This is a genomic window from Pseudomonas sp. PVC-3-1 (assembly GCF_057444315.1).
The window spans coordinates 232910-251123 of sequence record NZ_CM172023.1 but is presented as its reverse complement, the minus strand read 5'-3'; the positions used below and the strand labels follow the sequence as shown (position 1 = coordinate 251123).

The window sequence follows — 18214 nt, the reverse complement described above, 5'->3', positions numbered from 1 at the left end:
ATCCGCCCACTCTAGGCGCTGCGCCGAGGTCACGCCAAGCTCCCTGGCCATGCTCAGCGCCTCGGCGAGACGAAGGTGCTGGCGGCGTCGATGGCTTCGTTACCGTCGCTGACGCGGAAGTGCAGCGGCACCGAACCCCCGGCGCTGCTCTGCGCCTCACTGGCCACCGAGACGGCGAAGTCGCGGATCTCGCCCGGTTGCAGCATCAGCTCGGGCACGCCCTGCAGGCGGTAGCCAGCGCCATCGGCGAGGGTCAGCTGGTAATGCTGCGGCTGCTGGGTCTTGTTGATCAGCTTGAGGTTGTAGATGTTCTCGATCTCGCCGGCAGCGTTCTCGCGGAACAGGCCACGGTCGCGGGCGACGTCGAGGTTGATCAGCGGGCGGGCTTCCAGCGCCCAGACGAAGGCGCCGATCATCGCCAGCAGCACCGCCGCGTAGCCGATCAGGCGCGGGCGCAGCAGGTGGGTCTTGCCGCCTTCCAGCGCGCGTTCGGAGGTGTAGCGCACCAGGCCGCGGTTGTAGCCCATCTTGTCCATCACCGAGTCGCAGGCGTCGATGCAGGCGGCGCAGCCGATGCAGGCGATCTGCAGGCCGTCGCGGATGTCGATGCCAGTGGGGCAGACCTGCACGCACTGGTGGCAGTCGATGCAGTCGCCCAGGCCCAGAGCCTTGGGATCGGCGTCCTTCTTGCGCGCGCCGCGGGATTCACCGCGCGCCGCGTCGTAGGAAATGATCAGGGTGTCCTTGTCGAACATCACGCTCTGGAAGCGCGAGTACGGGCACATGTGGATGCACACCTGCTCGCGCAGCCAGCCGGCGTTGGCGTAGGTGGCGGCAGCGAAGAAGGCGACCCAGAAGGTGCTTTCCAGGTCGAGCTTGAAGGTGAGCAGGTCCATCACCAGCGGCCGCACTGGGGTGAAATAGCCGATGAAGGTGATCGCCGTGACCAGACTGATCAGCAGCCACAGTCCGTGCTTGGCGCTCTTGCGCAGGACTTTTTCGGCACTCACCGGGCCCTGGTCTCGCTTGATGCGCTGGTTGCGGTCACCCTCGGTGACCTGCTCGGCCCACATGAAGATCCAGGTCCACACGCTCTGCGGGCAGGTATAGCCGCACCAGACGCGGCCGGCGAACACCGTGATGAAGAACAGGCCGAAGGCGGCGATGATCAGGATCGCCGAAAGCAGGATGAAATCCTGCGGCCAGAAGGTCGCGCCAAAGATGTAGAACTTGCGCTCGGGCAGGTCCCAGAGCACCGCCTGGCGGCCGTTCCACTGTAGCCACAAGGTGCCGAAGAACAGCAGGAACAGCAGCGCACCACCGAGACGGCGGAGATCGCGGAAACGCCCGGCGAAGCGCTTGGTGTAGACCGTCGGGGTGACTGCCGACAGCGGTTTTGGCGGCGGGGTGAAGCGTTGCGGTGCGTCGATCTCGATGACCTTCGCGGGGATTCTTTCGCTCATTGTCGTGGCCCATCAGGCAGAAGAGGCGCCGCGACTGTACGAATCGGTCTGCACCCGAAACAGATTCAGGTTCGCCGGAAAAAACCATATCAGATGGCGAAAATCGCTCCGCGCCGCAGCACCACGGGCCTGGCGTACTGCACGATGGGACGGCTGATCGGGCCTGTTGCGGCAACCGGTCGCAGGCCCGTCGGGACAGGCGCGGGGCGCATCTGATCCGGTTTTTCCCGCGCGATCTGCCGCTGTTTTGCACAGCAGGCGCCGGCCACTATTCGGTCAACCGCAACGTGGCGCGCCCGACGACAGAAGCAGGCCGCCACGCAACGACCCGAAGGTGGCCTGGCGATGTACCGATACGATGATTACGACCGCGCCCTGGTGCGCGAACGGGTGGCGCAGTTCCGTGACCAGGTGCAGCGGCGCCTGAGCGATGAGCTGAGCGAAGAGGAATTCCTCCCGCTGCGCCTGCAGAACGGCCTGTACCTGCAGAAGCACGCCTACATGCTGCGGGTGGCGATTCCCTACGGCACCCTGTCCAGCGAGCAGATGCGCACGCTGGCGTGGATTGCCCGTGAGCACGACCGCGGCTATGGCCACTTCACCACGCGGCAGAATATCCAGTTCAACTGGGTGGAGTTGGCGCGCGTGCCGGACATTCTCGAGCGTCTCGCCGATGTCGAGATGCATGCCATCCAGACCTCCGGCAACTGTGTGCGCAACATCACCACCGAGGCTTTTGCCGGAGTTGCCGCCGACGAGTTCCTCGACCCGCGCCCGCTGGCGGAAATCCTCCGCCAGTGGTCGACGGTGAACCCCGAATTCCTCTTCCTGCCGCGCAAGTTCAAGATCGCCCTCTGCGCCGCCGAGGAAGACCGCGCGGCGGTGATGATGCACGACATCGGCCTCTACCTGCGATGCGCCGAAGATGGCGAACTGCGGCTGAAGGTGCTGGTCGGCGGCGGGCTGGGGCGCACGCCGATGCTCGGCCAGGTGATCCGCGACGACCTGCCGTGGTGGCACCTGCTGTCCTACGTCGAGGCCATCCTGCGCGTGTACAACCGCCACGGGCGGCGCGACAACAAGTACAAGGCGCGGATCAAGATCCTGGTGAAGGCGCTGGGTATCGAGGCGTTCTCCCGCGAGGTCGAGGAGGAGTGGCAGCATCTGCGCGATGGCGAGGCGCAACTCACACTCGATGAATACGAGCGTGTGGCGGCGGCATTCGATCCGCCGGTCTACGCACCTTCTGACGATCTCGCTTACGGCACGGCGTTGGCCAACGACGCGGCATTCGCCCGCTGGGTGTCGCGCAACGTGCGCCCGCACCGCGTACAGGGCTATGCCAGCGTGGTGCTCTCCACCAAGCCGGGAGCCGAGGCGCCGCCGGGGGATGCGACGGCCGAGCAGATGGAGCAGGTGGCCGACTGGGCCGAGCGCTTCGGCTTCGGCGAAATCCGCGTCGCCCACGAACAGAACCTGGTGCTGCCGGACGTACGCAAGGCCGATCTCCACGCGCTCTGGCAGGAAGCCTGCGCGGCAGGCCTGGGCACGCCGAACCAGGGCCTGCTGACCGACATCATCGCCTGCCCCGGCGGCGATTTCTGCGCGCTGGCCAACGCCAAGTCGATCCCCATCGCCCAGGGCATCCAGCAACGCTTCGAGGACCTGGACTACCTGCACGACCTGGGCGACCTCAGCCTGAACATCTCCGGCTGCATGAACGCCTGCGGCCACCACCATATCGGCAACATCGGCATCCTCGGTGTCGATAAGAACGGCAGCGAGTGGTACCAGATCACCCTCGGTGGCGCGCAGGGCGTGAAAAGCGCGCTGGGCAAGGTGATCGGCCCGTCGTTCAGCGCCGCCGAGGTGCCGGACGTGATCGAGTCGCTGGTACAGACCTACGTGGAGCAGCGTGGCGCCGGCGAGCGCTTCGTCGAGACGGTCGAACGTATCGGCCTGGAGCCGTTCAAGGCGCGGGTCTATCGCCAGGCGGAGGTGCCGGCATGAAGAATCTGATTCGCTTGCGTGACGGTGTGGCCGAGCTGGCGCCGAATGATCCCTGGACCTTGCTGCGCGAAGTGCCGGAGGAGTTGCCCGAGGGCAGAATCATCCTGCCGCTCAAGGCCTGGCTGGAGCGGGGCGCCTGTAGGAGCGAGCTTGCTCGCGAACAGAATCCCCAGGAAGCAACCGCGTTGAGCGGTTCGCGAGCAAGCTCGCTCCTACAGCCTCACGGGGTGTGGCTGGCGCCGGAGGACGATCCCGAGGACCTGATCTGGCATCTGAAGGAGCTGGCGCTGATCGCCATCGATTTCCCCAGCTTCCGCGACGGGCGCGGCTACAGCCTGGCCTACCTGCTGCGCAGTCGCCTGGGCTGGCGCGGCGAGCTGCGCGCGGTGGGCGACGTGCTGCGCGACCAGCTGGCGCACCTGCGCCAGTGCGGTTTCGATGCCTTCGCCGTGCGCGAGGACAAGTCCGTGGAGGACGCCCTGAAGGGGCTCGCGGGGCTCAGCGTGCTCTATGGGCGCTCGGTCATCGAGCCGCGCCCGTTGTTCCGGCGACGCTCCTAGGGCGTCGCTATCGCGCACGGCCAAGGCTGCAGCGGGTCGGCCAAGCTTGACGCTGTGCCGGGGGGCAGGAAAAATGCGGGCATCATCCCCGGCGCCGCGCGCACCGGGGTAACCCACGGATTCGAGTGACCCCCATAATATGCGCATGCGCCTGATGCTGTTGGGTGGCGGTAATGCCCTTGGACAGGCGCTGATCCGCCTTGGTGCCGAGGAAGACATCGGCTTCCTCGCCCCCCGGCCGCCCGAACAGGGCTGGGACGCTTCCAGCCTCACCGTCCTGTTGGACGAGACCCGCCCCGACGCGGTGATCAACCTCGCCTATTACTACGACTGGTTCCAGGCCGAAGGCGTCGATGACGCCCGCCTGGCCAGCCAGGAACGCGCGGTGGAGCGCCTGTCCGAACTCTGCCAGCACCACGAGATACTGCTGATCCAGCCCTCCAGCTACCGCGTGTTCGATGGCGCCCGCGCCACCGCCTACAGCGAGAAGGACGAGCCGCTGCCGCTGGGCCCGCGCGGCCAGGCGCTCTGGCGCATGGAGCAGTGGGTGCGGGCGACCTGCCCGCGCCACGTGCTGTTGCGCTTCGGCTGGTTGCTGGACGACAGCGCCGACGGCGTGCTCGGGCGCTTCCTCGAGCGAGCCGAGAAGGAGCAGGTGCTGTTCCTCGCCGACGACCGTCGTGGCAACCCGACCCCGGTCGACGACGCCGCCCGGGTAATCCTCTCGGTACTCAAGCAACTCGACTGCCAGTCGCCGCTGTGGGGCACCTACCACTACGGCGGCCTGGAAGCCACCACCACCCTGTCCCTGGGCCAGGTGGTGCTCGGCGAGGCTCGCGCCTTCCATACCCTGGCCGTCCAGGAACCGAGTCCGCAGGCCCACGCCGCGCGCCCGGATGCCGGCGATGAACCGCAGCACGCGGTGCTCGCCTGCAAGAAGATCCTCCATACCTTCGGTATCAAGCCGCGCGCCTGGCGTGCCGGCCTGCCCGCCCTGCTGGACCGTTACTACCGCCATGTCTGATCGTCTCATTCCCTCCGCGCAACCCATTCTCATCACCGGCGGCGCGGGGTTCATCGGTTCCCATCTGGCGGACGCGCTGCTGGCGCAGGGCTTTGCCGTGCGTGTGCTGGACGACCTGTCCACCGGCAAGCGCGAGAACCTCGACAGCCGCGTCGAGCTGATCGTCGGCGACGTCGCTGACGAAGCCGCGCTGCGTGGCGCGGTGAGCGGTTGCCAGGGCGTCGTGCACCTGGCGGCCATCGCCTCGGTGCAGGCTTCGGTGGAAGACCCGGTCGGGACCCACCGCGCCAACTTCATCGGTACCCTGAACCTGTGCGAGGCCATGCGCCAGGAAGGCATCCACCGGGTGCTGTTCGCTTCCAGCGCGGCGGTCTACGGGCAGAATGGCGAAGGCACCGCCATCGACGAGGATGTGGTCAAGGCGCCGCTGACGCCCTATGCCTCGGACAAGCTGGCCAGCGAGTACTACCTGGATTTCTATCGCCGCGAGCACGCGCTGGAGCCGGCGATCTTCCGCTTCTTCAACGTCTATGGCCCGCGCCAGGACCCTTCCTCGCCCTATTCCGGGGTGATCAGCATTTTCGCCCGGCGCGCCGAGCAGGGGCTGCCCATTACCGTGTTCGGCGATGGCGAGCAGACTCGCGACTTCATCTATGTCGGTGACCTGGTGAAACTGCTGATGACCGCGCTGCTGGCCACCGACGTGGCCGAGTCGGCAATCAACGTCGGCCTCGACCAGTCCACCAGCCTCAACCAGTTGCTGGCCGAGATCGGCAAGCTCACTGGCGGGCTGCCGGAGATCACCTACCAGCCAGCGCGCCACGGTGACATCCGCCACTCCCGCGCGGATAACCGCCGCCTGCTGGCACGTTATCGCCTGGATGAGCCGACGCCGCTGGCCGAAGGCCTGGCCCAGCTGATCACCACCAGGGTTTGTTGACCGCCAGGAAGAAGACTCCGGCGAGCGAACCCAGAGCCAGCACGCTGAGCACGGCCTTCGCCGGCTTCGTGGCGCTGCGCAGGGCGAAGGCCGCCAGCACGATGTAGAGCACCAGCAGGCCGATCTTCACCTGCAGCCATACCGGCAGCGGCCAGGGCATCGCCAGGTGCACCAGGCCCAGGGCGCTGAGCAGCAGCAGGGTGTCGATCAGATGGGGCAGCCCGCGCTGCCAGCCTGAGGGGTGCTTGCCCCACCAGCTCAGGCCCAGGCGCAGGAGAAAGAGCAGGGTGCTGATGATCGCCAGGCTGACGTGCAGTGCTTTGAGTTCGAGGTACATACCGGTTCCCTGAAAGTGAAAAAGGCGCCCTTGGGCGCCTTTTTCATGTTTGCTCCGTCAGAAACGGTAGCCGAAACCGACCATGTAAACCCAGGGGTCGACATCAACATCGACCTTGGTTTTCTGCACGCCCAGTGCGGACGGACCGTCGACGCTGGCCTTGGTGTCGATGTCCATGTACCAGACCGCGGCGTTGACGAAGGCATGCTCGTTGAGCATGTAGTCCATGCCCAGTTCGGCGGCCAGGCCCCAGGAATCCTGCAGCTTCAGGTTGCTGAAGCCCTGGTCCTTGCGGTTGCTGGCCAGGTCTTCGTCGAAGAAGGTGGTGTAGTTGATGCCCAGGCCGCCGTAAGGCTGGAAGGCAGAGTTGGTACCACCCATGGGGTAGTACTGCAGCAGCACGGTCGGCGGCAGCTGCTTGATGTCGGCCAGTTTGCCGTCCAGGCCGGTCAGGCCGGTGGCGCGGTTCAGGCCCTTCACGTCAACCTGGTGGTTGAACGGGGTGGCGGCGACCAGCTCGATACCGATCTTGTCGGTGAGCAGGTAGGCGAAAGTCAGGCCCAGCTGGGTGTCGCTGTCGACGGTAGCCTTGGTGCCGCTGACCTTGCCGCCATCGAGTTTGATGTCGGAGCTGCTGTCATTGGGCGCCACGGTGGCGAAACCGCCGCGGACCAGGAAATCGCCAGCCTGGTGGCCGCGAATGTCGGCGGCCTGGGCTGCGATCGGCGCTGCGACGGCAAGTGAGAGAAGCGAGGTGGTGAGCCAGGACTTACGCATGATGAGCTCCAATATCTCTTTGGTATAAGTGTTGGTGCCCAGAATAGTAGACAGCGCTAAAAGCGCACTTTTGACTTGGCTCAATAAAGACCCCAGACCGTAGAGGGTCAAGGCATGCGGCGAAGCGCCGCACCTTACTGGCCGGTGTACTCGTAGGGTTCGATGCTGCTGGCCTGCATCTGGTAGCCGGCCTCGGCGAGGTCGCTTTCCATCGCCTTCACGCTCATCTTGCCGATGATCCAGAAGGGTTGGTAAAGCTCGTCGACTTTTACGCCCTTGCCGCCTCGAACATAGACGATCTGGTTGGACGGTGGCGCCGGTACATGGATGCAGGCGCCGTAATAGGGCACCAGCAGGAAGTCGCGAACGGTCTGGCCGTCTTCCTCCACCTCCAGCGGCACGATGTAGCCCGGCATCTTCACTTCCTGGCCATCCAGTTGCTGTACCACGGGTGCGTTGGGTATCTGCTGCTTCACCGCCGGGCCACTCTCCGAATTGAGTACATCGGAAAGCTTGGACATATCGTGCAGCGGAACCGGCGGCGGGGGCGGCGGTGCGCCCTCGGGGATCAGCTCGGGCCAGGTCAACTCGCGCGGCGCCGCCCAGACGGTGGCGCTGATGGCGAGCAGCAGCAGGAACAGCAGGCGGCGCATGGGGCTTCTCTGTACGGGGATGGTTTGCACGGGATGGCTCAGAGGCGGATCGACAGGCCATCAGCCAGCGATTGCCGATAGGCACGCCACGCCGGCACACAGCCGATCAGCAGCGCGGCCAGGAGTATGCCGCCCAGCAGCGACCATTCATAGGCGGTGGGCAGCGCCAGTGGCAGGAAGATACCGTAGTTCGCCTGTACATAGCCCTGGCTGCCGGCGATGCCCGCGTAGAGCAGCCCCACGCCCAGCGCCACGCCGGCCAGCGCCAGGGCGAAGGCTTCCGCCACCAGCAGGCTGAAGATGTGCCAGGGGCGCGCACCCACTGAGCGCAGGATGGCCATCTCGCGGCGGCGTTCGTTGAGGCTGGTGAGGATCGCCGTGAGCATGCCGATCAGGCCGGTCAGTACGACGAACAGCGAGACCACGAACAGCGCCTTTTCCGCCGTGCCCATCAGCCCCCACAGCTCCTGCAGCGCCACCCCCGGCAGGATCGCCATCAGCGGCTCGCCGTCGTATTCGTTGATCTGCCGCTGCAGGGTGAAGGTCGCCACCTTGCTCTTCAGGCCCAGCAGGAAGGCGGTGATGGCCTTGGGCTGCAGGTCCATGGTGCGCGCCTGGTCTTCGCTGACGCGGTCGGCGCCGCGAGCCGGGACACCGTTCTTCCAGTCGACGTGCAGTGCCTCCATGCCCTGCAGTGAGATGTGCAGGGTGCGGTCCACCGGCGTGCCGGTGCGCTTGAGGATGCCGACCACGGTGAACGGCTTGTCGTCGTGCTGCACCAGGCTGATGGTGCTGACGCCGTGGGCCAGGACAATCTTGTCGCCAAGCTTGTAGTGCAGCGCCTGGGCGACTTCCGCGCCGAGTACCACGTCGAACAGGTCCTGGCCGAACGGTCGGCCCTCGGCGAGTTCCAGCGTCTGCCCGCGGCCGAACCGGTAGTGCTCGAAGTAGCCGGTGTCGGTACCCATGACACGGTAGCCGCGGTGCGAATCGCCCAGGGAAATCGGGATCGCCCACTTCACCAGCGGGCTGTGGGTCACCGTCTCGTAGCTTTCCCAGCGGATGTTGTTGGTGGCGTTGCCGATGCGGAACACCGAGTAGAGCAGCAGGTTCACCGAACCGGAGCGGGCGCCGACGATCAGGTCGGTGCCGGAAATGGTGCTGGCGAAACTGGCCTTGGCCTCGGTGCGTACGCGCTCCACCGCCAGCAGCAGGCAAGCGGAGAGGGCGATGGCGAAGATGGTCAGCAGCGCGGTGAAGCGGCGGTTGGACAGGCTGGCGAGCGCCAGACGCAACAGGTACATGCTCAGATTCCCGGAGCGCGGGCGGCGCGGTTGAGGTCGGCGAGGGAAACGCTGCGGTCGAACAGCGCTGCCAGGCTCTGGTCGTGGCTGACGAACAGCAGGCTGGCACCAGCCTCGTGGCATTCGGCGAACAGCAACTGGAGGAAGGCTGCGCGGGCATCGGCGTCGAGCGCCGAAGTGGGCTCGTCGGCGATCACCAGCTCCGGCTGGCCGATCAGCGCGCGGGCAGCGGCGACACGCTGCTGCTGGCCGATCGACAGGCTGTCGGCGCGGCGCTCGATCAGTTCGGGGTCGCCCAGGCCCAGGTGCTTGAGCAGCGTTTGCGCCGCCTTGGCCACGCTGCCGTGGCGCAGGGTCGCCCGCTCGGCGCGGCTGTGGGAGAAATGACAGGGCAGCTCGACGTTCTCCCGCACCGAGAGGAATGGCAGCAGGTTGAACTGCTGGAAGATGTAGCCGGTGTGGTCGACGCGAAAGTGATCGCGGCGCGCCGACTTCATCTGGCCGATATCTTCGCCCAGCAGCTTCACGCTGCCGCGCTGCGGGCGCTGTACGCCGCCGAGCAGGCCGAGCAGGGTGGTCTTGCCGCTGCCGGACGGGCCCTTGAGGAACAGGGTTTCGCCGCAGGCCAGCGAGAAGGCGGGGATGTCCAGCAGCTCCGCCTGGCCGGGCCAGGCGAAACCGAGGTTGTCGAGTTCGAGCAGTGCGGTCATTTCAGCGCGTCGTGATCAGAAGTTCAGGATCGGGTTGGCGGCGGTCAATTCTGCACCTTGCTGGCCGCTCGGGCCGATCAGTTGTACCTGAATCTTCTGGGTCGCCGGGAATCGCTTGAACAGCGGCGCAAAATCGAGAGTGGCCAGGTCCTGCGGCTGGGCACAGGTCAGTTGGTAGTGGGCGTCGATGTCGGCGTGATGGTGGCCCTCGTGCTCGTCGTGGTCGCCATCGGCGTGTTCGTGGTCATGATCGTCGTCGGCCTTGGGCGCATCGCCGAACAGCGGGCTGGAGAGCTCTACCGACTGCACACTGCACTTGGCTGAGGCGGGCAGGCCGAGCAGTTGCAGCGGCTGCTTGAGCTGGGCCTGCACCGCGGCGACCGTGGCCTTGTCGGCGTCGCTGGCGGCGGCGTGCTCGAAGCCGACGAAGTTCATCGCCGGGCTGTCCATCTCCAGTTCCAGGGTCTTGCCGTCGAGGGCGACGTTGAGCTGGGCGACGCCATGCTCGTGCTTGCCGAGGCTGCCATGTTCATGTTCGTCGTGGGCTTGGGCGGCTAGGGGCAGCAGGGCGACAGCGAGGAGCAGGGGGCGCATGGGAGACTCCGGTCTGATGAATGATTTTGTTACGTTATAACAGATGAAAAATTAAGGCCAGCTTAGCGTGGGTTTGGCGTAGCGCCGATGCCGTGGGAGCATGCGCGAAACAGCGCGAGGAGAAGGCGATGCTGAGAATCAAGGGCACCATCGGCGACTGGCCGGTGGACCTGAGCGTGGAAATGGATGACGCCGATTGGGTGCGGCTGGCGCAGAACCTGCCGGCCGCCGCCGTGGCGCCAGTGGCCGCTGCTGCGCCTGCACCTGCGGGAGCGCCGGTGGACCAGCTGTGGCTGGCGGCGCAGGACCTGTTGCGGCGCAGTGGCAGCAGTGAAGGACCTCAACTGCTGGACGAACTGGCGGCGCTCGCCGGTAGCGCCGGAGCCGCGAAGGGCCTGCTGGTGCGCCTGCGGCACAGCCCCAAGGTGAAGATCGAGGTGCGCGATGGCGTGCAGTTCTTCACTTGGGCAGAGGTGTAACAGGTTAACTGTGGGAGCGAGCTTGCTCGCGAACAGCCCCGCAGCGGGTTCGGTTCGCGAGCAAGAACTGGGCGTCCCCCTCGCTCCTACATACAGACAAGGGCGCCTCGCGGCGCCCTTTTCGTCAGTACAGTACGTTCGCCAATTTGCGGCGGTAGGCGATCACCAGCGGGTGGTCGTTGCCCAGCAGGTCGAACACCTGGACCAGCGTCTTGCGCGGCAGGTCCTCGCCGTAGCTGCGGTTGCGCACGAACAGCCTGAGCAGGGCGTCCAGCGCGGCCTCGTACTGCTGGCGGGCCAGTTGCTGGACGGCCAGTTGGTAGGTGGCCTCGTCGTCGTTGGCGTCGGCGGCCAGGCGGGTTTTCAGCGTGGCGGCATCGGGCAGGTCGGCAGCCTGGCGCAGGAAGGTCAGCTGGGCCTTGGCAGCGGCCAGTGCCTGCTTGTGGTCGTCGCCCTTCACGGCGTCGAGCACCGTCTCGGCTTCACCCAGCTCGCCGCGTTCGGCAAGGCAGCGGGCGTAGAGGATGAGCGCGGCAGCGTTGGTGTTGTCCTCGCCCAGCAGCACTTTCAGTTGCGCCTCGGCGTCGGCGAAGCGGCCTTCGTTGAAGGCGGCCTGCGCCAGCTCCAGCGGATTGCCGGCGGCCGGGGCGGGCGGTTGCACGTGTTGTTCGAGCATCTGGCGGATCGCCGATTCGGGCTGCGCGCCGGCGAAGCCGTCCACCGGCTGGCCGTCCTTGAACAGCACCACGGTGGGCAGGCTGCGGATGCCGAAACGCATCACGATGTCCTGTTCGACGTCGCAGTTGACCTTGGCCAGCAGCAGCTCGCCCTGGTAGGACTCGGTGATCTGTGCCAGCAGCGGCATCAGTGCCTTGCACGGGGCGCACCAGTCGGCCCAGAAGTCCACCAGGACCGGCTTGTGGAAGGAGTTCTCGATGACGACCTGATCGAAGTTGGCGATGCTGGCGTCGAAGATGTAGGGCGTATCGCTCATGGGAAATCTCGAATCGAGTGGGGCGATGAAGGTGATTGCCACTATAAGTGGGGGCGTTCTGGAACGGAAACAACCCAGCCCGGCCTGTGGTGTTGTCGGAATGCCATCGCGGACGGAGTCCGCTCCTACGTAACCGGTGAGCGCGGCGCAAGGACGCGCGTAGGAGCGGACTTTGTCCGCGATCGTTCGACCCTCCGCGCCGGCGTTATGCGCGTGCGGCGTGATACAGGCTGACGTGGCGGAATTCGGCCGGCTCGGCCAGGTCCGGCCAGGTGCAACCGTCGAGAATCCCCAGGCGCTGGTACAGCGGATGGCTGAAGTCGCGCACCCGCGAGTCGGCCACCAGGGCCTCACGGCCGCGGCTGAGGAATTCGTCCAGCAGCGGCAGGTTGGCGCGGTCGTAGAGCACGTCGGCGACGATGATCAGATCAAAGCGGTCTTCCTCCTGGAAGAAGTCCGCCGAATAACTCAGCTCCACGCCATTCAGCTCGGCGTTGGCGCGGCAGGCGTCGAGCGCCAGCGGGTCGAGGTCGCAGGCCACCACTTCGGCGGCGCCGGCCTTGGCCGCAGCGATGGCGGCAATCCCCGAGCCCGCGCCGAAGTCCAGCACTCGCTTGCCGCGCACCCATTCGGGCTTCTCGGCCAGCCAGTGGGCCAGCACCAGGCCGCTGGCCCAGCAGAAGCACCAGTAGGGCGGCTCTTCGAGGATGCGCCGGGTTTCGTCGGGGCTGAATTCGCGGTCCATGTTCTGCGCGTCGATCAGCCAGAGGCGGATGTCAGTGCCGGGCAGTGTTTCAGCGGACAGGCGCGCGTCGCCGAGCAGTTCGCCCAGCGCCTGCTGCAGGGAAAGCGGCGGCGTCACGGCGCGCGCTCCAGGCGCAACTCGCCCAGGGCACGGGTTTCCGGCTGGGTGATGCGCACCGGCGGCAGGCGCCAGGCCAGCTGGCCGGACTGCGAGACGCGGCCGTGCAGTTCGACGCGGGCGCCGGCCGGGAAGGACTGCGGGTTGAACACCACGCGGAACGGCAAGGCCTGGCCGGTGGCGATCATCTTCTCGCTGGAGAGCAACTGCTGCGGGCGGTCGCGCTGATCGATCACCAGCAGTGCCAGCTCCACTTCGCTGCCGGCCGGCAGGAAGCCCTGGGCGCTGCTGAGCTGGCCGCTGAGGGCACGCATGTTGGCTGGCACGGGCTCGTCCAGCAGGGAACTCGATTTCTTCGTGACGGCGACCGGTTGGGCGGCCGGCGCGGGCTTCTCGCTGGCGCAGGCGGCCAGCAGGACGGTGAGGGACAGGCACAGCAGGCGGGCGAACATGGCGGGCTCCATCGCGGCAGATTCCAGGCGGCGCCTGTATAGCCTAATGCCTGCGGCCTGTCTCGTGGGAGCGGGGTTTATTCGGCCAGTCGATGCGCTACCATGAGGCCCTTACCTATTCCTCCGACAAGACTGCCCAAGACACGCCATGCACTGTCCTTTCTGCGGCGCCCACGACACCAAAGTCATCGATTCGCGCCTGGTCGCTGAGGGCGACCAGGTCCGCCGGCGCCGCGAGTGCCTGGCCTGCGGTGAGCGTTTCACCACCTTCGAGACCGCCGAACTGGTCATGCCGCGCCTGATCAAGCAGGACGGCAGCCGCCAGCCTTTCGACGAGGACAAGCTGCGCGCCGGCATGCAGCGCGCGCTGGAGAAGCGCCCGGTGAGCATCGAGCGGCTGGAAGAGGCGATGGCGCACATCAAGCACAAGCTGCGCGCCACCGGCGAGCGCGAGATCAAGTCGCGGGTGCTGGGCGAACTGGTGATGGCCGAGCTGCAGAAGCTCGATGAGGTCGCCTACATCCGCTTCGCCTCGGTGTACCGCCGCTTCCAGGATCTCAACGAGTTCCGCGAGGAAATCGAGCGCCTGGCCCGCGAGCCGTCGAAGGAATGAGTGCCATGGATCCCGTGAAAGGCCTGGATGAGGTCTGGATGGCCCGCGCCATCGAACTGGCGCGCAAGGGCTGGTACACGACCCACCCTAATCCCCGCGTCGGCTGCGTCATCGTCCGTGATGGCGAGGTGGTCGGCGAAGGCTGGCACGTGCGCGCGGGCGAACCCCACGCCGAAGTCCACGCCCTGCGCCAGGCCGGCGACAAGGCCCGTGGCGCCACCGCCTACGTCACCCTGGAACCCTGCAGTCACTTCGGCCGCACGCCGCCCTGCGCCGACGCGCTGATCGGTGCCGGCCTCGCCCGCGTGGTTGCGGCCATGCAGGACCCGAACCCGCAGGTCGCCGGTAGTGGCATGAAACGCATCGCCGAAGCTGGCATCGAAGTGCGCTCCGGCGTGTTGGAGAGCGAGGCCAGAGCCCTCAATGTCGGCTTCCTCAAACGCATGGAAACCGGTCTGCCGTTCGTCCGCGTGAAGCTGGCGATGAGCCTGGACGGTCGCACCGCCATGGCCAGCGGCGAAAGCCAGTGGATCACCGGCCCGGCCGCGCGCCGCGCCGTTCAGCGCCTGCGCGCGCAGTCCAGCGTGGTGTTGTCCGGCGCTGATACCGTGCTGACCGACGACGCCCGCCTGACCGTGCGCCCGGACGAGTTGGGCCTGGACGCCGAGCAGACCGAGCTGGCCGCGCAGCGCCAGCCGCTGCGCGTGCTGATCGACGGGCGCCTGCGCGTGCCGCTGACCGCCACCTTCTTCCAGGCCGGCCCGGCGCTGGTGGTGAGCACCCAGGACGACCCGAACTACGCGGTGGTCGGCCACGAACTGCTGAACCTTGCCGGCCTCGATGGTCAGGTCGACCTGCTGGCACTGCTCAGTGAACTCGGCCGCCGTGGCGTCAACGAGGTGCTGGTGGAGGCCGGGCCACGCCTGGCCGGCGCCTTCGCCCGTCTCGGCCTGGTGGACGAATACAGCATCTTCATGGCGCCCAAGCTGCTCGGTTCCTCCGCGCGGCCATTGCTGGAGCTACCGCTGGAGCGCATGAGCGAGTCCCGCGAGCTGAAGATCGTCGACATCCGCGCCGTGGGTGACGACTGGCTGGTCACCGCCAGACCACTGTGATGGCGCGCCGGCGCTGTCGTCATCGGCCTGTCGGCGGGTGCGGAGCGATCCATAGGAAGCTTCCGACTTGCGCCGGCCTGTGGTAAAACGCCACACGCGGTCGACGCTGTAACGACCGCGATTGACGTTCTCAGGGCGGGGTGAAAGTCCCCACCGGCGGTAATGACGCGCAATGCGTCTAGCCCGCGAGCGCCTGTCCAGACCGGTTCGCCGGATGGCCAGGGTCAGCAGACCCGGTGTGATTCCGGGGCCGACGGTCATAGTCCGGATGAAGAGAGAACGGGATGAGCCATCGGGGCGTGCCTGCGCGCGCCCGAGAAGTCCCTTCGATCGATATGCCCTGTTTTTTAACCAAAACAGGAGTTCGCCACATGCATCATCTTTCCCTGTTGGCTACGCGGCCTTGCCGGCCAGCGGCCTTTGCCGTGCGGGAGGCCTCATGTTCACCGGCATAATCGAATCCATCGGCACCATCGCGGCCATCACCCCCAAGGGCGGTGACGTGCGCCTGTACGTGAAGACCGGCAAGCTCGACCTCGCCGACGTCAAGCTCGGCGACAGCATCGCGGTCAACGGCATCTGCCTGACGGCGGTGGAACTGCCCGGCGACGGCTTCTGGGCCGACGTCAGCCGCGAAACCCTGGCGCGCACCGCCTTCGCGCAACTCAAAATCGGCAGCCGGGTGAACCTGGAAAAGGCCCTGACCCCGACCACCCGCCTGGGCGGCCATCTGGTCAGCGGCCACGTCGACGGCGTCGGCGAGATCGTCAAGCGCGAGGAAAACGCCCGCGCCATCCAGTTCACCGTGCGCGCACCGCGCGAGCTGGCCAAGTACATCGCGCTCAAGGGCTCGATCACCGTCGATGGCACCAGCCTGACGGTGAACGCGGTCAATGGCGCCGAGTTCGAGCTGACCATCGTCCCGCACACCGTGCAGGAGACCATCATGGCCGACTACCGCGGCGGTCGCCTGGTCAACCTCGAAGTCGACCTGCTGGCGCGCTATCTGGAGCGTCTGCTGCTCGGTGACAAGGCGGCGGAACCCGCTGCCGGCGCTGGCGGCATCACCGAAGCATTCCTGGCCGACAACGGCTTCCTGAAACACTGATAAGGCTCGTCCCCGTATGGCACTCAACAGCATTGAAGAACTGCTCGACGACATGCGTCAGGGCAAGATGGTCATCCTGATGGATGACGAGGACCGCGAGAACGAAGGCGATCTGATCATCGCCTCCGAGTGTGTCCGCACCGAAGACATCAACTTCATGGCCCGCTTCGCTCGCGGCCTGATCTGCATGCCGATGACCCGCGAGCGCTGCGAGCGCCTCGGCATCCCGCTGATGGTGCAGCGCAATGGTTCCGGCTTCGGCACCAAGTTCACCGTCTCCATCGAGGCCGCCGAGGGCGTCACCACCGGCATCTCCGCCGCTGACCGTGCCCGCACCGTACAGGCCGCCGCCGCGAAGAACGCCGTTGCCGCCGATATCGTCAGCCCCGGCCACATCTTCCCGCTGATGTCGCAGCCCGGCGGCGTGCTGGCTCGCGCCGGCCACACCGAGGCGGCCTGCGACCTCGCGCGCATGGCCGGTTTCGAGCCGTCCGGGGTGATCTGCGAGATCATGAACGACGACGGCACCATGGCCCGTCGCCCGGAACTGGAAGAGTTCGCCAAACAGCACAACATCAAGATCGGCACCATCGCCGACCTGATCCACTACCGCCTGATCCACGAGCGCACCGTCGAGCGCCTCGCCGAGCAGCCGCTGGACACCGAACTGGGCCAGTTCAACCTCATCACCTACCGTGACTCCGTGGAAGGCGACGTGCACCTGGCGCTGACCCTGGGCAAGGTCTGCCCGGAAGAGCCGACCCTGGTGCGCGTGCACAATCCCGATCCGCTGCGCGACCTGCTGATGGTCAACCAGGCGGGCCGCTGGAGCCTGCGTGCCGCCATGGCCAAAGTGGCCGAGGCTGGCACCGGCGTGGTCCTGCTGCTGGGCCACCAGGTCGGCGGCGAGGACCTGCTGGCGCATGTCCGCGAAATCACCAATACCCCGGCGCCGGTGCAGAAACCGACCACCACCTACAGCACCGTGGGTGCCGGTTCGCAGATCCTGCGCGACCTGGGCGTGCGCAAGATGCGCCTGATGTCGGCACCGATGCGCTTCAATGCGATATCCGGTTTCGACCTCGAAGTAGTAGAATACCTGCCCGCTGAATGAACCTCGCCGCCGTGCCCTGGCACGGCGGTGCCGTTCTTCTACCCTATTTGCGGAGCGTCACGCGGACGCTCCGGCTCTTTAACAGTGAGACTTGCCCATGACCCTGAAGACCATCGAAGGTACCTTCATCGCCCCCAAAGGCCGCTTCGCCCTGGTGGTTGGCCGCTTCAACAGCTTCGTGGTGGAAAGCCTGGTGGAAGGCGCCATCGACGCGCTGGTACGCCATGGCGTCGCCCAGAGCGACATCACCGTGATCCGCGCTCCGGGCGCCTTCGAAATCCCGCTGGTAGCGCAGAAAGTCGCCCAGCGCGGCGAGTTCGACGCCATCATCGCCCTCGGCGCGGTGATCCGTGGCGGCACCCCGCACTTCGAATACGTTGCCGGTGAGTGCACCAAAGGTCTGGCGCAGGTTTCCCTGCAGTTCGGCGTGCCGGTCGCCTTTGGCGTGCTGACTGTCGACTCCATCGAACAAGCCATCGAGCGCTCCGGCACCAAGGCCGGCAACAAAGGCGCCGAAGCTGCCCTGTCCGCCCTGGAAATGGTGAGCCTGCTGTCGCAGCTGGAGGCCAAGTGAGCACCCAGGACGGCAACAACCCGGCCAAGCCCGCCAAGCCGAACAAGATCGCCATGCGTCGCAAGGCCCGCAGCCTCGCGGTGCAGGCCCTGTATTCCTGGCAGATGGCTGGCCAGCCGCTCAACGAGATCGAGGCGTCCTTCCGCACCGAGAACGATTTCAGCGATGTCGACGGCGCCTACTTCCACGAGATCCTGCACGGCGTGCCGCGCCTGAAGACCGATCTGGACGAGGAGTTCACTCCCTGCCTGGACCGCGCCCTGGAAGAAGTCGATCCGGTTGAGCTGGCGATCCTGCGCCTGGCCACCTACGAGCTGCGCAACCGCCTGGACGTGCCCTACAAGGTCGTCATCAACGAAGGTATCGAGCTGGCCAAGACCTTCGGCGCCACCGACGGACACAAGTTCGTCAACGGCGTGCTGGACAAGCTCGCTCCGCGCCTGCGCGCCGCCGAACTCCGGGGCGCCAAGCGCTGAGAACCTGTCCATGATCTTACTGCGAGACCGTGATCGGAACGCATGCGCTGCTCGG

Annotated in this window: 21 protein-coding genes and 1 riboswitch; of the genes, 11 read left to right on the top strand and 10 right to left on the bottom strand. The window is 66.4% G+C overall.

All coding sequences use genetic code 11. The features are described from left to right. Positions 1 to 53 precede the first annotated feature (53 nt). Positions 54 to 1463: a cytochrome c oxidase accessory protein CcoG gene (gene ccoG, locus AC2T4A_RS01235; RefSeq protein ID WP_486742582.1), complete on the bottom strand. Its 1410-nt coding sequence runs from the start codon at positions 1461 to 1463 to the stop codon at positions 54 to 56. A gap of 345 nt (positions 1464 to 1808) precedes the next feature. On the opposite strand from ccoG, the gene AC2T4A_RS01230 reads away from it, so the two are divergent. The 4 genes from AC2T4A_RS01230 to AC2T4A_RS01215 all read left to right on the top strand — a co-directional run bounded on the left by AC2T4A_RS01230 (position 1809) and on the right by AC2T4A_RS01215 (position 5997). Beyond that, positions 1809 to 3473 (top strand): nitrite/sulfite reductase, encoded by a 1665-nt coding sequence (locus tag AC2T4A_RS01230; protein WP_486742580.1) that lies wholly within the window; start codon positions 1809 to 1811, stop codon positions 3471 to 3473. Then, positions 3470 to 4033: a DUF934 domain-containing protein gene (locus tag AC2T4A_RS01225; RefSeq protein WP_486742579.1), complete on the top strand. Its 564-nt coding sequence runs from the start codon at positions 3470 to 3472 to the stop codon at positions 4031 to 4033. The genes AC2T4A_RS01230 and AC2T4A_RS01225 overlap by 4 nt, the downstream gene beginning before the upstream one ends. 139 nt (positions 4034 to 4172) lie before the next feature. Continuing rightward, positions 4173 to 5057 (top strand): sugar nucleotide-binding protein, encoded by an 885-nt coding sequence (locus AC2T4A_RS01220; protein ID WP_416746347.1) that lies wholly within the window; start codon positions 4173 to 4175, stop codon positions 5055 to 5057. Continuing rightward, a complete protein-coding gene (locus tag AC2T4A_RS01215) occupies positions 5050 to 5997 on the top strand; it encodes an NAD-dependent epimerase/dehydratase family protein (protein ID WP_478378470.1) in 948 nt (315 codons plus the stop codon). Before AC2T4A_RS01220 ends, AC2T4A_RS01215 begins: the two co-directional genes overlap by 8 nt. Here the strand turns inward: AC2T4A_RS01215 and AC2T4A_RS01210 are convergent. From AC2T4A_RS01210 to AC2T4A_RS01185, 6 genes are all read right to left on the bottom strand, one after another. Then, positions 5978 to 6334, bottom strand: a complete 357-nt coding sequence (locus tag AC2T4A_RS01210; protein WP_486742578.1) for a SirB2 family protein — start codon at positions 6332 to 6334, stop codon at positions 5978 to 5980. The two genes, AC2T4A_RS01215 and AC2T4A_RS01210, sit on opposite strands and share 20 nt — an antisense overlap. A gap of 57 nt (positions 6335 to 6391) precedes the next feature. Then, positions 6392 to 7111, bottom strand: coding sequence for an OmpW family outer membrane protein (locus AC2T4A_RS01205; protein ID WP_478378472.1), 720 nt, complete (start codon positions 7109 to 7111; stop codon positions 6392 to 6394). Between the two features lie 134 nt (positions 7112 to 7245). Beyond that, on the bottom strand, positions 7246 to 7764 hold the full coding sequence (locus AC2T4A_RS01200) for a DUF3299 domain-containing protein (protein ID WP_478378473.1): 519 nt from the start codon (positions 7762 to 7764) through the stop codon (positions 7246 to 7248). Positions 7765 to 7802: 38 nt separating this feature from the next. Next, a complete protein-coding gene (locus AC2T4A_RS01195) occupies positions 7803 to 9068 on the bottom strand; it encodes an ABC transporter permease (protein WP_416746337.1) in 1266 nt (421 codons plus the stop codon). Between the two features lie 2 nt (positions 9069 to 9070). Beyond that, entirely contained in the window at positions 9071 to 9778 is a 708-nt protein-coding gene (locus AC2T4A_RS01190; protein WP_486742577.1) for an ABC transporter ATP-binding protein, read from the bottom strand. 15 nt (positions 9779 to 9793) lie between these two features. Next, complete coding sequence (locus AC2T4A_RS01185; protein WP_486742575.1) at positions 9794 to 10372, bottom strand: DUF2796 domain-containing protein; 579 nt, start codon at positions 10370 to 10372, stop codon at positions 9794 to 9796. A gap of 128 nt (positions 10373 to 10500) precedes the next feature. Here AC2T4A_RS01185 and AC2T4A_RS01180 point away from each other — a divergent pair, with 128 nt between their 5' ends. Next, positions 10501 to 10851, top strand: a complete 351-nt coding sequence (locus tag AC2T4A_RS01180; RefSeq protein WP_486742574.1) for a hypothetical protein — start codon at positions 10501 to 10503, stop codon at positions 10849 to 10851. A 124-nt stretch (positions 10852 to 10975) separates the two neighbouring features. Here the strand turns inward: AC2T4A_RS01180 and trxA are convergent, their stop codons facing one another. The 3 genes from trxA to AC2T4A_RS01165 all read right to left on the bottom strand — a co-directional run bounded on the left by trxA (position 10976) and on the right by AC2T4A_RS01165 (position 13171). Next, complete coding sequence (trxA, locus tag AC2T4A_RS01175; RefSeq protein ID WP_478378478.1) at positions 10976 to 11845, bottom strand: thioredoxin; 870 nt, start codon at positions 11843 to 11845, stop codon at positions 10976 to 10978. Between the two features lie 205 nt (positions 11846 to 12050). Further along, a complete protein-coding gene (locus AC2T4A_RS01170; protein WP_486742573.1) occupies positions 12051 to 12707 on the bottom strand; it encodes a class I SAM-dependent methyltransferase in 657 nt (218 codons plus the stop codon). Continuing rightward, positions 12704 to 13171 carry a YbaY family lipoprotein gene (locus AC2T4A_RS01165; RefSeq protein WP_416746325.1) on the bottom strand — a complete coding sequence of 156 codons (468 nt, stop codon included), beginning with the start codon at positions 13169 to 13171 and terminating at the stop codon, positions 12704 to 12706. The genes AC2T4A_RS01170 and AC2T4A_RS01165 overlap by 4 nt, the downstream gene beginning before the upstream one ends. Positions 13172 to 13307: 136 nt before the next feature. Here AC2T4A_RS01165 and nrdR point away from each other — a divergent pair, with 136 nt between their 5' ends. The 6 genes from nrdR (at position 13308) to nusB (ending at position 18159) form a co-directional block, all read left to right on the top strand. Continuing rightward, complete coding sequence (gene nrdR, locus AC2T4A_RS01160; RefSeq protein ID WP_017521848.1) at positions 13308 to 13772, top strand: transcriptional regulator NrdR; 465 nt, start codon at positions 13308 to 13310, stop codon at positions 13770 to 13772. Between the two features lie 5 nt (positions 13773 to 13777). Next, positions 13778 to 14887 carry a bifunctional diaminohydroxyphosphoribosylaminopyrimidine deaminase/5-amino-6-(5-phosphoribosylamino)uracil reductase RibD gene (ribD, locus tag AC2T4A_RS01155; RefSeq protein WP_486742572.1) on the top strand — a complete coding sequence of 370 codons (1110 nt, stop codon included), beginning with the start codon at positions 13778 to 13780 and terminating at the stop codon, positions 14885 to 14887. A gap of 122 nt (positions 14888 to 15009) precedes the next feature. After that, a riboswitch (FMN riboswitch) is annotated at positions 15010 to 15172 on the top strand. Between the two features lie 154 nt (positions 15173 to 15326). After that, positions 15327 to 15995 (top strand): riboflavin synthase, encoded by a 669-nt coding sequence (locus AC2T4A_RS01150; RefSeq protein WP_416746321.1) that lies wholly within the window; start codon positions 15327 to 15329, stop codon positions 15993 to 15995. Between the two features lie 16 nt (positions 15996 to 16011). After that, entirely contained in the window at positions 16012 to 17109 is a 1098-nt protein-coding gene (ribBA, locus tag AC2T4A_RS01145; protein WP_416746319.1) for a bifunctional 3,4-dihydroxy-2-butanone-4-phosphate synthase/GTP cyclohydrolase II, read from the top strand. A gap of 97 nt (positions 17110 to 17206) precedes the next feature. After that, complete coding sequence (gene ribH, locus AC2T4A_RS01140; RefSeq protein WP_015475395.1) at positions 17207 to 17683, top strand: 6,7-dimethyl-8-ribityllumazine synthase; 477 nt, start codon at positions 17207 to 17209, stop codon at positions 17681 to 17683. After that, on the top strand, positions 17680 to 18159 hold the full coding sequence (gene nusB / locus AC2T4A_RS01135; protein ID WP_416746317.1) for a transcription antitermination factor NusB: 480 nt from the start codon (positions 17680 to 17682) through the stop codon (positions 18157 to 18159). The genes ribH and nusB overlap by 4 nt, the downstream gene beginning before the upstream one ends. Positions 18160 to 18214 lie beyond the last annotated feature (55 nt).

Coding starts and splice junctions, on each gene's coding strand:
- ccoG (WP_486742582.1), bottom strand. CDS start 1,463: ATGAGCGAAAGAATCCCCGCGAAGGTCATCGAGATCGACGCACCGCAA.
- AC2T4A_RS01150 (WP_416746321.1), top strand. CDS start 15,327: ATGTTCACCGGCATAATCGAATCCATCGGCACCATCGCGGCCATCACC.
- trxA (WP_478378478.1), bottom strand. CDS start 11,845: ATGAGCGATACGCCCTACATCTTCGACGCCAGCATCGCCAACTTCGAT.
- AC2T4A_RS01180 (WP_486742574.1), top strand. CDS start 10,501: ATGCTGAGAATCAAGGGCACCATCGGCGACTGGCCGGTGGACCTGAGC.
- ribBA (WP_416746319.1), top strand. CDS start 16,012: ATGGCACTCAACAGCATTGAAGAACTGCTCGACGACATGCGTCAGGGC.
- ribD (WP_486742572.1), top strand. CDS start 13,778: ATGGATCCCGTGAAAGGCCTGGATGAGGTCTGGATGGCCCGCGCCATC.
- AC2T4A_RS01225 (WP_486742579.1), top strand. CDS start 3,470: ATGAAGAATCTGATTCGCTTGCGTGACGGTGTGGCCGAGCTGGCGCCG.
- AC2T4A_RS01200 (WP_478378473.1), bottom strand. CDS start 7,764: ATGCGCCGCCTGCTGTTCCTGCTGCTGCTCGCCATCAGCGCCACCGTC.
- ribH (WP_015475395.1), top strand. CDS start 17,207: ATGACCCTGAAGACCATCGAAGGTACCTTCATCGCCCCCAAAGGCCGC.
- AC2T4A_RS01220 (WP_416746347.1), top strand. CDS start 4,173: ATGCGCATGCGCCTGATGCTGTTGGGTGGCGGTAATGCCCTTGGACAG.
- AC2T4A_RS01165 (WP_416746325.1), bottom strand. CDS start 13,171: ATGGAGCCCGCCATGTTCGCCCGCCTGCTGTGCCTGTCCCTCACCGTC.
- AC2T4A_RS01185 (WP_486742575.1), bottom strand. CDS start 10,372: ATGCGCCCCCTGCTCCTCGCTGTCGCCCTGCTGCCCCTAGCCGCCCAA.
- AC2T4A_RS01215 (WP_478378470.1), top strand. CDS start 5,050: ATGTCTGATCGTCTCATTCCCTCCGCGCAACCCATTCTCATCACCGGC.
- AC2T4A_RS01210 (WP_486742578.1), bottom strand. CDS start 6,334: ATGTACCTCGAACTCAAAGCACTGCACGTCAGCCTGGCGATCATCAGC.
- AC2T4A_RS01195 (WP_416746337.1), bottom strand. CDS start 9,068: ATGTACCTGTTGCGTCTGGCGCTCGCCAGCCTGTCCAACCGCCGCTTC.
- AC2T4A_RS01230 (WP_486742580.1), top strand. CDS start 1,809: ATGTACCGATACGATGATTACGACCGCGCCCTGGTGCGCGAACGGGTG.
- AC2T4A_RS01205 (WP_478378472.1), bottom strand. CDS start 7,111: ATGCGTAAGTCCTGGCTCACCACCTCGCTTCTCTCACTTGCCGTCGCA.
- nrdR (WP_017521848.1), top strand. CDS start 13,308: ATGCACTGTCCTTTCTGCGGCGCCCACGACACCAAAGTCATCGATTCG.
- AC2T4A_RS01190 (WP_486742577.1), bottom strand. CDS start 9,778: ATGACCGCACTGCTCGAACTCGACAACCTCGGTTTCGCCTGGCCCGGC.